The 11,866-nt window shown below is 69.2% G+C and carries 9 protein-coding genes and 2 pseudogenes; 4 read left to right on the forward strand and 7 right to left on the reverse strand.

Annotated features, from left to right (window positions below):
• Positions 1 to 61 precede the first annotated feature (61 nt).
• The 3 genes from ACZ5SK_RS31755 to ACZ5SK_RS31765 all read right to left on the reverse strand — a co-directional run bounded on the left by ACZ5SK_RS31755 (position 62) and on the right by ACZ5SK_RS31765 (position 3,391).
• On the reverse strand, positions 62 to 964 hold the full coding sequence (locus ACZ5SK_RS31755) for a carbohydrate ABC transporter permease (RefSeq protein ID WP_319339714.1): 903 nt from the start codon (positions 962 to 964) through the stop codon (positions 62 to 64).
• The gene (locus ACZ5SK_RS31760; protein WP_334574150.1) at positions 961 to 1,944 is read right to left on the reverse strand and encodes a carbohydrate ABC transporter permease; all 984 of its coding nucleotides are present in this window, start codon (positions 1,942 to 1,944) and stop codon (positions 961 to 963) included. Before ACZ5SK_RS31760 ends, ACZ5SK_RS31755 begins: the two co-directional genes overlap by 4 nt.
• Positions 1,945 to 2,041: 97 nt before the next feature.
• Entirely contained in the window at positions 2,042 to 3,391 is a 1,350-nt protein-coding gene (locus tag ACZ5SK_RS31765) for an ABC transporter substrate-binding protein (protein ID WP_334574153.1), read from the reverse strand.
• A gap of 760 nt (positions 3,392 to 4,151) precedes the next feature.
• On the opposite strand from ACZ5SK_RS31765, the gene ACZ5SK_RS31770 reads away from it, so the two are divergent.
• Positions 4,152 to 5,177 carry a LacI family DNA-binding transcriptional regulator gene (locus ACZ5SK_RS31770; RefSeq protein ID WP_361703723.1) on the forward strand — a complete coding sequence of 342 codons (1,026 nt, stop codon included), beginning with the start codon at positions 4,152 to 4,154 and terminating at the stop codon, positions 5,175 to 5,177.
• A 371-nt stretch (positions 5,178 to 5,548) separates the two neighbouring features.
• On the opposite strand, the gene ACZ5SK_RS31775 is transcribed toward ACZ5SK_RS31770, so the two are convergent.
• The gene (locus ACZ5SK_RS31775) at positions 5,549 to 7,468 is read right to left on the reverse strand and encodes an ABC transporter ATP-binding protein (RefSeq protein WP_334574157.1); all 1,920 of its coding nucleotides are present in this window, start codon (positions 7,466 to 7,468) and stop codon (positions 5,549 to 5,551) included.
• Between the two features lie 181 nt (positions 7,469 to 7,649).
• Positions 7,650 to 7,772: pseudogene (locus ACZ5SK_RS31780) on the reverse strand (dihydrofolate reductase family protein); the annotation flags it as partial.
• A 128-nt stretch (positions 7,773 to 7,900) separates the two neighbouring features.
• On the opposite strand from ACZ5SK_RS31780, the gene ACZ5SK_RS31785 reads away from it, so the two are divergent.
• Together ACZ5SK_RS31785 and ACZ5SK_RS31790 are read left to right on the forward strand one after the other, a co-directional pair.
• Positions 7,901 to 8,116 (forward strand): hypothetical protein, encoded by a 216-nt coding sequence (locus tag ACZ5SK_RS31785; protein ID WP_334574159.1) that lies wholly within the window; start codon positions 7,901 to 7,903, stop codon positions 8,114 to 8,116.
• A 127-nt stretch (positions 8,117 to 8,243) separates the two neighbouring features.
• Positions 8,244 to 8,516, forward strand: a pseudogene (locus ACZ5SK_RS31790) (pyridoxal-phosphate dependent enzyme); the annotation flags it as partial.
• A gap of 117 nt (positions 8,517 to 8,633) precedes the next feature.
• On the opposite strand, the gene ACZ5SK_RS31795 reads toward ACZ5SK_RS31790, so the two are convergent.
• Both ACZ5SK_RS31795 and ACZ5SK_RS31800 read right to left on the reverse strand, forming a co-directional pair.
• Complete coding sequence (locus tag ACZ5SK_RS31795; protein ID WP_361703730.1) at positions 8,634 to 9,413, reverse strand: MBL fold metallo-hydrolase; 780 nt, start codon at positions 9,411 to 9,413, stop codon at positions 8,634 to 8,636.
• Between the two features lie 166 nt (positions 9,414 to 9,579).
• Positions 9,580 to 10,719, reverse strand: a complete 1,140-nt coding sequence (locus ACZ5SK_RS31800) for a PucR family transcriptional regulator (protein WP_468576759.1) — start codon at positions 10,717 to 10,719, stop codon at positions 9,580 to 9,582.
• Between the two features lie 87 nt (positions 10,720 to 10,806).
• On the opposite strand from ACZ5SK_RS31800, the gene ACZ5SK_RS31805 reads away from it, so the two are divergent.
• A complete protein-coding gene (locus tag ACZ5SK_RS31805; RefSeq protein ID WP_334574164.1) occupies positions 10,807 to 11,862 on the forward strand; it encodes a ferredoxin reductase in 1,056 nt (351 codons plus the stop codon).
• Positions 11,863 to 11,866 lie beyond the last annotated feature (4 nt).

The raw sequence follows: 11,866 nt of genomic DNA on the forward strand, positions 1-11,866 counted from the left end.
TCGCTCCGGGAGGTGCGCGGGGAGGAGGAACGCGAGAAAGGGAAAGGGCGGGGCCGCCGGGTTACTTGAGGCTTCCGACGGTCAGACCGCCCCGCCAGTACCGCTGGAGGAGGAGGAAGGTGACGATGAGCGGCAGGATCGCCACCAGGGAACCCGCGATGACGAGGGTGAACAGCGCGTTGGCGCCGGACTGGATCATCGCGCCCTCGTACCAGGACTGCAGGCCGACGGTGAGCGGGAAGAGCTTGTCGTTGTTGAGCATCACCAGCGGCAGGAAGAAGTTGTTCCAGGTGCCGACCATGGAGAACAACAGCACGGTGACGAGCGCCGGCTTCAGGGTCGGCAGCGCCACCGACCACAGCACGCGCATCTCACCGGCCCCATCCATGCGGGCCGCCTCCAGCAGCTCGTCCGGCAGGGACTCCTGCACGTACACCCGCACCAGGTAGACGCCGAACGGGTTGAGCAGCTGGGGCAGGATGACCGCCCACATGGTGTTGGTCAGCTCGACCTTGCTCAGCAGCAGATAGGTGGGGATGGCCAGCGCGGTGGCGGGCACCATGATCGCGCCGAGGAGGCTGGAGAAGAGCAGGTTCCGGCCGGGGAAGCGGTACTTGGCGAAGGCGTAGCCCGCGAGGGTCGCCACGGCGGTGGCGCCCACCCCGCTCACGCCCGCGTAGACGGCGGTGTTGCCCATCCAGCGCAGGTACTCGCCGTCGTTGTAGGTGAACAGTTGCTGGAGGTTGGTGAAGAAGGAGCCCGGCGAGTGGAACCACAGCGCCGCGGTGGAGAACAGCGCGTCGTTGTCCTTGGTGGCGGCGACGACCAGCCACCAGAACGGCATCAGGAAGTAGAGGATCATCGCCACCATCACCACGTTGACGGTGACGCGTCCCCGGGCGCCGGACTCGCGGCGGGCGGCCGGGGCGGTGACGGCGGGGGCGGGGGCTACGGCGGTCGTCACTTCAGTCCGCTCCTTTTGCGCGCGGCGAACAGGAACAGGTAGGAGCCGATGAAGACCACCGCTCCGAGGGAGAAGGAGATGGCGGCGGAGTAGTTGAACTCCGAGTACTGGAACGCCAGGTTGTAGGCGTACAGGTTCGGCGTGTAGTCCGGCGTGATCACCGAGGACGCGGTCTTCTCCAGGACCCGCGGCTCGGTGAAGAACTGCAGGGTGCCGATGATGGTGAACATCAGCGCGAGCACCATCGCCGAGGAGATCATCGGGATCTTGATGCGCAGGGCCGTCTGCACCTGGCCGGCGCCGTCGAGCTTCGCCGCCTCGTACACCTCTCGGGGCAGGCCCTGGAGAGCGGCGTACAGGACGATCATGTTGTAGCCGGTCCACTGCCAGGTCACGATGTTGCCGAGCGAGGTCAGGATCAGGCTGTGCGACAGCAGGTCGATCTTGCCAAGCCCGAGCGAGTCGCTGATCGCGTTCACCGGGCCGAAGGTCGGGCTGTACAGGAAGCCCCACATCAGGGCGCCGATCACCGCGGGCACGGCGTACGGCATGAACAGGGTCATCCGGAAGACCTTGGCGAGCCTGCTGGTCACCTCGTCGATGATCAGCGCGCCGAGCAGGGCGAAGCCGAGCATCACCGGGATCTGCACCACACCGAAGAGGGCGACCCTGCGCACGCCGGCCAGGAAGAGCGGGTCGGTGAAGGTCTCCTTGTAGTTGGCGAACCAGCTGAAGTGGTCGCCGCCGACCAGGGTGGAGGTCCTGAGGCTGAGCCAGAAGGCGTAGCCCAGCGGGGCCACCAGGAAGGCCAGGAAGAGCAGGAGGAACGGGCTGACCAGCAGCAGGCCCATGCCCTTGTGCCGGGTGCGGGCGGACAGCGCGCCGGTGCGCCGGCCCGCCACGGGGTTGCGAAGTCCCTTGGTGGGGGCGGCACTTGGCGGTGCCGTCGCGGTGGATCCCTGCTGTCGGAGCAGGCTCATCACATCTCCTTGCGCGTGGTGCGGGCCCCCGCCGGCGGCGGACGGGCAGGCGCGGGCGCGCCGGCGGGGGCAGTGGTGACTGAGGGGCTCGGGCCGGCTACTTGCCGACCTTGAATCCCTGCTTGCTCGCGTAGGCGGTCACCTGGTCCTGGACGTTGTCGTTCACGGCGGACCAGTCGGTCGAGCCCTGGACGGCCTTGCCCACCTCACTGGTGTCGGTGTTGTAGGCGAAGTCCTGGAACGGGCTCCAGTCGAAGCTGCCGATGCCGTTCGCGGCGGGCACGAACACCTTGTTGATCTGCTGGCCGCCGAAGAAGTCGTACTTCTTGTCCTGGAAGTACGCCCCGTTGAGGATCGGGTTGGACAGCGGGAAGAGGTAGGCCTGGTCGATGCCGATCTTCCAGGCGGCCTGCGAGGTGCCGAAGAGCTCCCGGGCGACCTCGGTGGCCTCCTTCGGGTGCTTGGTCTGCGAGGTCACGGAGAAGCTCGAACCGCCCCAGTCACCCTGGGCGTTGTCGCCCGCCGTCCACTGCGGCAGCGGGGCGACGCGCCACTTGCCGGAGGTCTTCGCGGCGACGCTGGAGAGGTAGCCCGGCCCCCAGCCGGCCGCGAGGTAGGTGGCGTACTTGCCGGTGGTGAGGCCGTTGTAGAAGTCGGTGGTGCCGTACGACTGGGTGTCGACCAGCTTGTTCTTGACCAGGTCGCCCCAGTAGTCGTACACCTTCTTGGCCCCGGCGTCGTTCAGGTTGACCCCGATGTTCGGCAGCTTGCTCGCCGAGTAGGTGTAGGGGCGGGAACCGGCCTGCCAGGCCAGGCCCTGGCGCCAGCCGCCGGCCGACTCGTCGGGCCCGAAGTCGGTCATGTACGCCTTGGGGTCGGCCTTGTGCAGCTTGGCCGCCTCCTCCTTGTACTCCGCCCAGGTCGTGGGGACCTTCAGGTTGTACTTCTGGAAGAGGTCGGCCCGGTACATCATCGCCATCGGTCCGCCGTCGACCGGGATGGCGTAGACGTGGTCGCCGTCGGAGGACTGGTTCCAGGCCCAGGAGACGTACTTGTCCTTGTCCGCGGTCGCCCCGTACTTGCCCATGTCGAGCAGGCCCTTGCTGAGCTGGATGGTGGGCAGCTCCTGGAACTCCAGCATGACGACGTCCGGCGCGCCCTGGCCCGCCTTCAGCGCGGTCTTCAGCTTGGTGTACTCGTCCTGGCCCACACCGGCCTGCACCCAGTCGACCTGGACGTCTTTGTGGGTCTTGTTGAACTCCGCGACGACCTGCTTGAACTGCGGGTACCAGGCCCACACCTTGATGTGCACGGGGCCGCTCTGCGCGCCGCCTGAGCTGCTGCCGCCGCCGGAGCCGCAGGCCGCGAGGAGTACGCCGGCGAGGGCGGCGGAGGTGGCCGCGACCGCGGTCCGGCGCAGGGAACGGGGCTGTCTGGTGGACGACATGAGCTTTCTCCTGGGTGAGGTGCCTGAAGGGCGGGAAGAAAAAGGGTGGTCAGGCATGTACCGCCCTCCGTGCCGCGGGGATCGGGGCTCGGAAGGAGGGAACGGGCGACGGTGGGGCACGCGAAGGCGTCCGGGCGTTCAGGCGCCGGTCGCCGGTGAGTACGGCGCCCCCGGGCCGGCCGTCGCGACATGCCGGGCGGAGGGGACTTGAGATGCTGTCCGCCCGGGATCTGGGCGGGGCGGACGTCGGCGGACACGGCGGGGTGGGCGTGCGTGACGTCGGGGGGAAGCGGCGAAGGGGTTGACGCGGGTCGGTCGGCACCGCGAGTTCAGGCGGACCCCGCCCCGATCTCGAATACCGTTCGAGATTTCGGACGCGAAGAGGGCGGACGCCCTAGCCCACGGCGAGTAAGGATCGGCCGCCCTGTCGGGGGCGGGCGACAGCCGAACCGGAAGCGGTCACTGATGTCACTGCGGCTCCTACTGATCATTCCCCCGCACATGCTCCCGGGGATCCGGTCCGTGGCGCGGCGACACCTCGGACCTCCGCCCGGCTCCGGCGGCGGCGCACCCTGGACCGGGCACGCGACAGCCGTCGACGGACTGCGCCGCATCGCGAGAGGAAGCAGTACCCGATCATCCACTCGGGCCACCCCTGCTAGGCTCTGCAGCGCTGCAAAAGTGTTAACCGAGGTATTGCCGCGCTGCAAGAGCTTGGGCGAAACTTTCAATATCGCCCCCTCCGGGATGAAGGTGACCTATGGCAAACGGCGTCACACTCCGCGACGTCGCGGCGTTGGCCGGCGTCTCCAGCCGCACCGTGTCCAACGTGGTCAACGGCTACGCGCCGGTCACCGAGGCCACTCGCGCGCGGGTGCAGCAGGCCGTCGACGAGCTCGGCTACCGGCCCAACGTGCTGGCCCGCAACCTCGCCTCCGGGCGCTCCGGCCAGATCGCGGTGGTCGTTCCGTACCTGGACACGCCCTACTTCGCCGAACTGCTGCAGGGCATTATCCGTGCGGCCCGGGTGCAGGGCTACAACGTCCTGATCGACCAGACCGACGGCGACGCGGAACACGAGAAGACGTTCCTCACCCGTGGCTCCCAGCAGCTGCTCTTCGACGGCGTCATCTTCAGCCCGTTGGGCCTGGCCCAGCCCGACCTGTCCGAACGCGACGCGAGCCTCCCACTCGTCGTGCTCGGTGAGCGGGTGAGTGACGGCGGCTTCGACCACATCGGCATCGACGACGTCGCCGCCTCCCGAGAGGCCACCGAGCACCTGCTCGGCCTCGGCCGGCGTCGTGTCGCCGCGATCGGCGACCAGCCGTACCGCACCGGCGAGGCCGCCCAACTGCGCACCCTGGGCTTTCGCCTGGCCCATGAGCGCGCCGGCGTGCCCGTCCGCGAGGAGTACGTCATCTCCACCCCCCGCTTCAACCGCTCCGACGGCGCCACCGCCATGGCGCACCTGCTCGACCTCGAGGAACCACCGGACGCGGTCTTCTGCTACAGCGATCTGATCGCCCTGGGCGCCCTGCACACCTTGGCCGCACGCGGACTGCGCGTCCCGCAGGACGTCGCGGTCGTCGGCTACGACGACATCGAGGACGCCCGTTATTCAAACCCGCCCGTCACCACGATCTCGCCGGACAAGGACGTGATAGCCAAGACGGCGGTGGAGCGCCTGCTGAAGCGGATCAGCAGCTCAACACCGGTCCCCGGCAAGGAGATCCGGGCACCGTACCGGCTCATCCCACGGGCGAGCACGATGGGGCGGCAGGCCTGACCTTCGAGGCGGCCGACCGCTCCGGAGCGCAACAGCGCCCCGCCACGGCCCCGCGCCGCGCCGGGTTCCGGGCGGGATCCGAGCTCGGCGGCCGACAACGCCGTCGCCCCGCCGACGCGTTCGCCGGCGGGCGCCCCTCCCCCGGGACGCCTCGGCGGTCGGCAGGGCGCGTCGATCTGGGTGAGCAGGCCCATCCGCCAGGGCTCCATGTGCCCTGGTAGACGTACGGCAGACGGCACGGATCGATGGTCAGGGTCTCCGAGCCGAGCCGGGCGGTCTTCCACGTCCTGGGTTCCTGCCCCTGGTTCTCCCGGACCGCGTCAGCCGGTCACGACACCGTCTGCGGGCAACGATGTCCGTGACCGACTCGCTCACGTGGATCCGGTGCTCGTACGAGCGGGCGACGATGTCCTGCGGTCGCCGTCGGGTGCCGGGTCGGCCGGTCCGGGCAGTCCGCCGGAACCAGCTCCTGGGACCGGGCGTCCCAGCGCCGATTCGGTGCTCTCACCGAGGAAGCCGCCCGACTGATGCTGCCACAGCTTGGCGTAGGCGCCGTTCGCCGCGAGCAGCTCCTCGTGGGCGCCCTGCTCGACGACGCTTCCGCGGTCGAGGACGACGAGTCGGTCCATGCCGGCGACGGTGCTCAGACGGTGGGCGACCACGAGGGCCGTACGTCCGTCCATCAACCGCCACAGGGCGTCCTGGACGAGAAGCTCGCTCTCCGAGTCCAGCGCGCTGGTCGCCTCGTCGAGCAGCAGGACCGGCGCGTCGCGAAGAATGGCCCTGGCGAGGGCGACGCGCTGACGCTGGCCGCCCGACAGTTTCACTCCCCGCTCCCCCACCAGAGTGCCGAAGCCGTCGGGGAGTTGGTCGGCGAACTCCGTCACATGCGCGGCCGCGGCCGCGGCGCGGATCTCCGCGTCGGTGGCGCTGGGCCGGGCGAAGGCGATGTTGTCCCGCAGGCTGCGGTGGAACATGGCCGGTTCCTGCGGGACGTAGGCGATCAGTGAGCGCAGGTCGGTCTGGCGCAGCCGGCTGATGTCCTGGCCACCGATCAGGATGCGTCCGTCGTCGATGTCCGACATCCGCAGCAGGAGCCGGGTGAGTGTGGTCTTGCCGCCACCGGACCTGCCGACCAGACCGATCCGTGCGCCGGCGGGCACATCCAGGTCGAGTGTTCGGAAAATCGGCTTCGCGCCCGCGTGGGCGAAGGTCACCGCCTCGAAGCGGATGCCGGTGTCCCTCGGTGCGAGCGGTTCGGGTTCCGTCGGGTCGAGCACGGTGGGCGGATCCAACAACAGCTCCGTGAACTGCGCGGCCTCGGTCATCGAGCTTTCCAGACGGCGGTAGATCTGGTTGAACTCGAACATGATCTGGGTCGCGTTGGAGTAGTAGGTGAAAGCGACGACGACCTCCTCGACTCCCTGGCCCGGGCCGCCGAAGGCGACGGCGACCAACAGGCCCAGCACGTTGGTCAGTACGGACATGGGGGCGATCAGGGTGTCGACGCGCAGATTGCCGTAGTCCCACGACCTCAGCGTCAGGCGCCGCGAATCCGCGACACGGCTGCGGTGTTCGTCGGCCTCCCGCCGCTCGGCCGCGAACGCCCGGATGGTCTCCATGTTCATGAGGCTGTCGGCGACATGGCCGGAGACCAGGGCGATCGCCGCCTCACGGTCATTGACGAGCCTCTGCCGACGGCGGATCAGAGGAGTCGCGGCCACCACGGTCAGCGCGATCATCACAAGAAGGCCTGCGACGAGCATCGGTTCGTAGCTCCACAGCACCACGGCACCGAACACCAGGGGGACGAGACTGCCCACGATCCGGTACGTCACCGTGTCGACGAAGTCCTCGAAGCGTTTGCCGAAGCTCAGCACCCGCTTGGTCAGGGAGCCGGCGAAGTTGTCGTGGAAGAATGCCGCGTCCTTGGCGAAGAGTTCGTCCATGCCGCTCACGTACAGGTGTTCCACGCCGAGGGCGTCCACGCGGTTCAGGCAGTGCTGCCCGACCCGCCACACCGCCTCGGCGAGCAGCAGCGTCACCCCGAAGCCCAGCACGTACGGCAGCGCCGAGCTGAGGGTGAGACCGCCGTCACCGGCGGCCTGTCCTGCCAGTTTGGCGATCAGCAGGGGGGCGACGTAGCGGGTGCCGATGTTGCCCAGGGCGGGCAGCAGCAGCGAGGGCAGGGCCAGCCGTCGTAGCCGCAGCAGTTCCCGTCCGTAGCGGCGCAGTGCCAGAACGACCGCGCTCCTGCCCGGCGTCGGCCCACGCATATCTGTGGTCCCCATCACACTCCCGGAGGTTCGGAAGTCGGAATTGTCCCGTCAGGGAAGGCCACCAGTCCAGGCAATTAACCCAGAGGGGCGAGAACTGGACACCGCTGCGTTCGGCATACGCAGCGGAGGTATTCCAGTGGTGAGCTTGCGGTGGTCGGTGGAGCCGTCGTCGCGATTCAGGGCCCGCCCGACCCTGGTGGCTGAGCTCCTGGATGTGGCCGTCGAGCGTCCGACGCTCGATCAGCTCGAGGTCGAAGTCGGCCGCACCCTGGAAGATCGGGTCCAGGCCGGTCCGACCGCTGATCACGGGGAAGAGCACCCGGATGCGGCGCCAAGGGCTGTACCACGGCCCAGGACGGTGGAAGGTCGCCATGAGCGGCCACACAGCGGGCGCGAAGAGAGCGGAACGCTGTTGCACGGAACGGGCCAGGGCGCGCGAACAGCATGTCGGAGGGCGGCTCGCGCCGGCGCCAGGAGCCGTCCATCGGCCTGGAGTTCGCCGGCTTCTCCGTCGACCAGGCAGGGCGCGAGCACGTCGGCGCAACTGCCATGCCGGTCGCGTACAAGAGGGCCCCATTGGCTGGTCAGGGCCGTTCGTTGCACACCGTCAGCTCTTCTGATGCGACCACGCTCGCCGTGCAGGGCAGGGCGCCGGCCTGACCGTCACGGGCCAGGTCCTCACGAGCCCAACACCGGCCGGGCATGGACGAACGCCACGACCAGCGCCTGCGGCAGGCCCGCCCCCGACTCAAAGGGCACCGTGCCAGCGGGGCTACGCTGCTGTGTCATGCATGAGACGCGCCTCGACACTGCTCGGATCCGGGCGGCTCGCCGGGTGATCAACCCGGTGTTTCTCGACACTCCGCTGTACCGCTGCGAGGCGCTGGAACCCGACCTCGGGTGCACGGTAAGCATCAAGCTCGAAACGGCGAACCCCGTCCGCAGCTTCAAGGCCCGCGGTACCGAGGTAGTCGCGAACCTGCTCGCCGACAACGGCTCGCAAGCCGTGGTGTGCGCCAGCGCGGGCAACCTTGGCCAAGCCCCCGCCTGGTCCGGCCGCGGCCAAGCGCACGCCGTGCGCCCGGCTCTTCGCCGAGAACATCCGTGAACTCGTCGGTGTCACCGAAGCAGTGCCCTGAGCTCCGCTGACACCGGCCGGTCCCGAGGTGTTCCGGTCTTAACGGTCTTGTCGGATGGTGAAGGTGGTGCTGGGGGCGGCGTAGTCGATGGGGCCGGTGAAGCGGGTGGCGGCGCGTGTCACCGCTTCCTGTGGGGTGAGGAAGCGGCCGACGTGGGTGACGATCAGTCGCTTCGCGCCGGCTGCGGCGGCGGTCTCTCCGGCGTCCTCGGGGGTGTGGTGGACCGGTGCGCCTTCGGTCGGTGACTGTGCGCTTTCGGCCTCGCACAGGAGCGCGTCGCAGCCTTTGGCCAGTTCAGCGAGGCTGGTGCAGGGGGCCGTGTCGCCCGAATACACCAGCGAGGCGTCTGTCGTCTCGATGCGGACGGCGAAGGCGGGGATGCCATGCGCCACCGCCCGGCTGGTCAGCCGGAGTGAGCCGACGGTGGCCTGGTGGCCGTCGTGCAACTCGGTGACGGCGAAGGCGGATTCGACCGGGCTGCGGGTCGCGGTGTTGGTGAGAAAGCCTGCCAGCCGGTCGGCGATTCCCGCCGGGCCGTAGAGAGGGATCGGTGCGGCGAGACGGATGTCGGCGAACAGGGCGCCGTAGTAGGCGGTGAGCAGGTCTGCGCTGTGATCGGCGTGCAGATGGGAAATCCAGACGGCGTCGAGCTCGTCCAGCGGGACGTACCGCTGGAGCGGGCCGAGCGTCCCGGTTCCGGCGTCTACCCAGATGCGGGTATCCCCGCTCGACACCAGGTAGCCGGAGCATGGGTTGTCCGCGCTCGGGTATGGCGTCGCACTTCCCAGGACGGTGAGACGGATGGGCTCGCTGTTCATCGGGCGATCGTAATGTCCGGGGGTGTCGGTGTCAGGCTGCGCCGCTCAAGTGTCCAGTGCCGACGGACCAGTTCCTCACCCGGGCAGTAACAGCGTGGGGGCAGCGAGGACGAGGCACGAGTCCTGGATCGCTCGCGGACGCGGTCCAGGACGGTCGAAGAACGCGTCAGCTGCCCCGAAGACCGACCGCCAGCGTCAGTTCAAGGAGCCGGTGCGGCGATGCGAGATCCGGAAACAGCTCCCGCAGCTGCGACATCCGGTACCGGACGGTCTGGGGATGGACGAACAACGCCGCCGCCACCTCATCCCGCCTGCCCTGGTGCAGCAGCCACGCCCGCAACGTCTCCTCCAGCCGCCGCGCGGTGGCGACAGGCAAGGTCCGCAACGGTGCGAGGGCTCGGGCACGCAGATCTGCGAACGCGTCCACGTCGGCGCTCAGCACCAGCTCGGGCAGGTGATCCTCGGTGTCACGAATATCGGAGGAGAGGGAGCGCGCGCGTACGGCTCGTCCATACGAGGCGGACGCACGAGTCCATGGCCGGGCCGGGCCGACCACGGCGGTGCGGTCGGTCAGCTGCCGCAAGAGACGTGATCGGTCGGCATCGGGGACGAGCAGCACGCCGAAGGCGTCCGGCAGATCGTCGAGGACGAGGGTGCTCGGGTCGAGCGCGCGGTAGGCGGGCCGGGCCTGGGCGGCGGGCAGCAGGACCGCGGTCAGCGAAACCGGAGGCTGCCACCCGGCCCGTTGAGCAGAGACAAGCAGCACGTCCGGGCTCGCGCCGGCGAGGAGGTCGCGGGCCAGGTGTTCCAGCTGGCGCTCGTGGGCCCGGCCCCGGGCGGCCAGTTCGTCGGCGTGGCCCGCGGCGCTCGCGGCGGAGAGCTCGTCGATGTAGGCGAAGGTCAGCTCGGCGAACTTGGCGACCTCGGCGGCGGGCAGACCTGCGGGTACGGCACCCGCTGCCAGGCATCTCCAGGCCACGCGGGCGCCGACGCGGTAGGCGCTGAGCAGGGCGTCCATCGAACGGCCGTCCCGGACCTCGCCGCGGCCCAGCTCGTAGGCTGCGTCACCGGCGTCGCCGCCTGTGGCGTTCCCGCTCGCGAGGTCCAGGTAGTGCCCCAGGGCGGTACGGACGGCTCGGCGGATGGTGCCGCCCATGCGGCCCGAAAGGGCGTTGGCGTAGGGAGGGACCTCGTCGATGATCGCCTGGACGACCTCGTCGGCGGTGGTCTTCAACTCGGCCCGCAGTGCGGTGACCGTCGTCTCATCCAGGGCCAGTTCGCTGGCCCTCTGGATTGCATGGCTCATGTCTTTGTTCCCTGCGAACAATTCAGCCGACCAGATTTACGTCCTGCGGTCAGGACTTTACGCCTTCAGGCACAGCAAGCTGGAGTCATGACGAGTGCAGCCCTCCGCAGTAGGGCGTGGAAACTGCTGGAGATGGTCACGACACCGCTGCTGCCGTCGGACTACCTCGACCTGGTCAGCCCGCTGCGTGCGGGCGCTGACCTGCGTGGGCGCATCGAGGCCGTGCACCCCGAGACGGGGGACGCCGCGACCGTCGTGATCAGACCGGGACGGGGCTGGCGCGGCCACACGGCCGGTCAGTACGTGCGGATCGGCGTCGACGTCGACGGCGTGCGCCTGTGGCGTGCCTACTCGGTCACCTCACCGGCAAACCGCCGGGACGGCCGCGTCACGATCACCGTGAAGGCGATTCCGGACGGCAAGGTCAGCAACCACCTGGTCCGCAGGGCGAAACCGGGCACGCTGATCCACCTCGACCAGGCGACCGGTGACTTCGTGCTGCCGGAGGCCAAGCCCGCCAAGGTGCTCTACCTGACGGCCGGCAGCGGCATCACGCCCGTGATGGGCATGCTGCGCGACACCGAGTTCAACGACGTCGTCATGGTCCACTGCGCGCCACAGCCGCAAGACGTGATCTTCCGCAACGAACTGCACGACCTGGTCGCGGACAAGAAGCTGCAGCTCACCGAGGTGCACACCGACACCGACGGCATGCTCGACATCGCCCGTCTCGACGAACTCGTGCCCGACTGGGCCGAGCGCGAGACCTGGGCCTGCGGGCCCGCGGGCCTGCTCGACGCCGCCGAAAAACACTGGAGCGAACACGGCGTCCCGGAGCGCCTGCACACCGAACGCTTCCGCCCCAGCATCGTCGTCGCCGGCGACGGCGGCGAGGTCACGTTCAGCGCCACCGGCAAGACCGTCGACGCGGACGGCGCCACGCCGTTGCTGGACGTCGGCGAGGAGGCCGGCGTGCTCATGCCCTCCGGGTGCCGTATGGGCATCTGCTTCGGCTGTGTCTCGCCGCTCAAGGCGGGCGCCGTCCGCGACCTGCGCACCGGCGAGATCACCGAGGCCGAGCCGGGCGTCCTCATCCAGACCTGCGTGTCCGCCGCCGCGGGCCCCTGTGACATCGACCGGTAGGAGC

The sequence above is a fragment of the Streptomyces sp. NPDC031474 genome (assembly GCF_055581185.1).

What these genes read in the sequence shown, in the direction of transcription:
- ACZ5SK_RS31760 (WP_334574150.1), bottom strand. Translation starts at nt 1,944, where the DNA reads ATGAGCCTGCTCCGACAGCAGGGATCCACCGCGACGGCACCGCCAAGT.
- ACZ5SK_RS31765 (WP_334574153.1), bottom strand. Translation starts at nt 3,391, where the DNA reads ATGTCGTCCACCAGACAGCCCCGTTCCCTGCGCCGGACCGCGGTCGCG.
- ACZ5SK_RS31770 (WP_361703723.1), top strand. Translation starts at nt 4,152, where the DNA reads ATGGCAAACGGCGTCACACTCCGCGACGTCGCGGCGTTGGCCGGCGTC.
- ACZ5SK_RS31775 (WP_334574157.1), bottom strand. Translation starts at nt 7,468, where the DNA reads ATGGGGACCACAGATATGCGTGGGCCGACGCCGGGCAGGAGCGCGGTC.
- ACZ5SK_RS31785 (WP_334574159.1), top strand. Translation starts at nt 7,901, where the DNA reads ATGTCGGAGGGCGGCTCGCGCCGGCGCCAGGAGCCGTCCATCGGCCTG.
- ACZ5SK_RS31795 (WP_361703730.1), bottom strand. Translation starts at nt 9,413, where the DNA reads ATGAACAGCGAGCCCATCCGTCTCACCGTCCTGGGAAGTGCGACGCCA.
- ACZ5SK_RS31800 (WP_468576759.1), bottom strand. Translation starts at nt 10,719, where the DNA reads ATGAGCCATGCAATCCAGAGGGCCAGCGAACTGGCCCTGGATGAGACG.
- ACZ5SK_RS31805 (WP_334574164.1), top strand. Translation starts at nt 10,807, where the DNA reads ATGACGAGTGCAGCCCTCCGCAGTAGGGCGTGGAAACTGCTGGAGATG.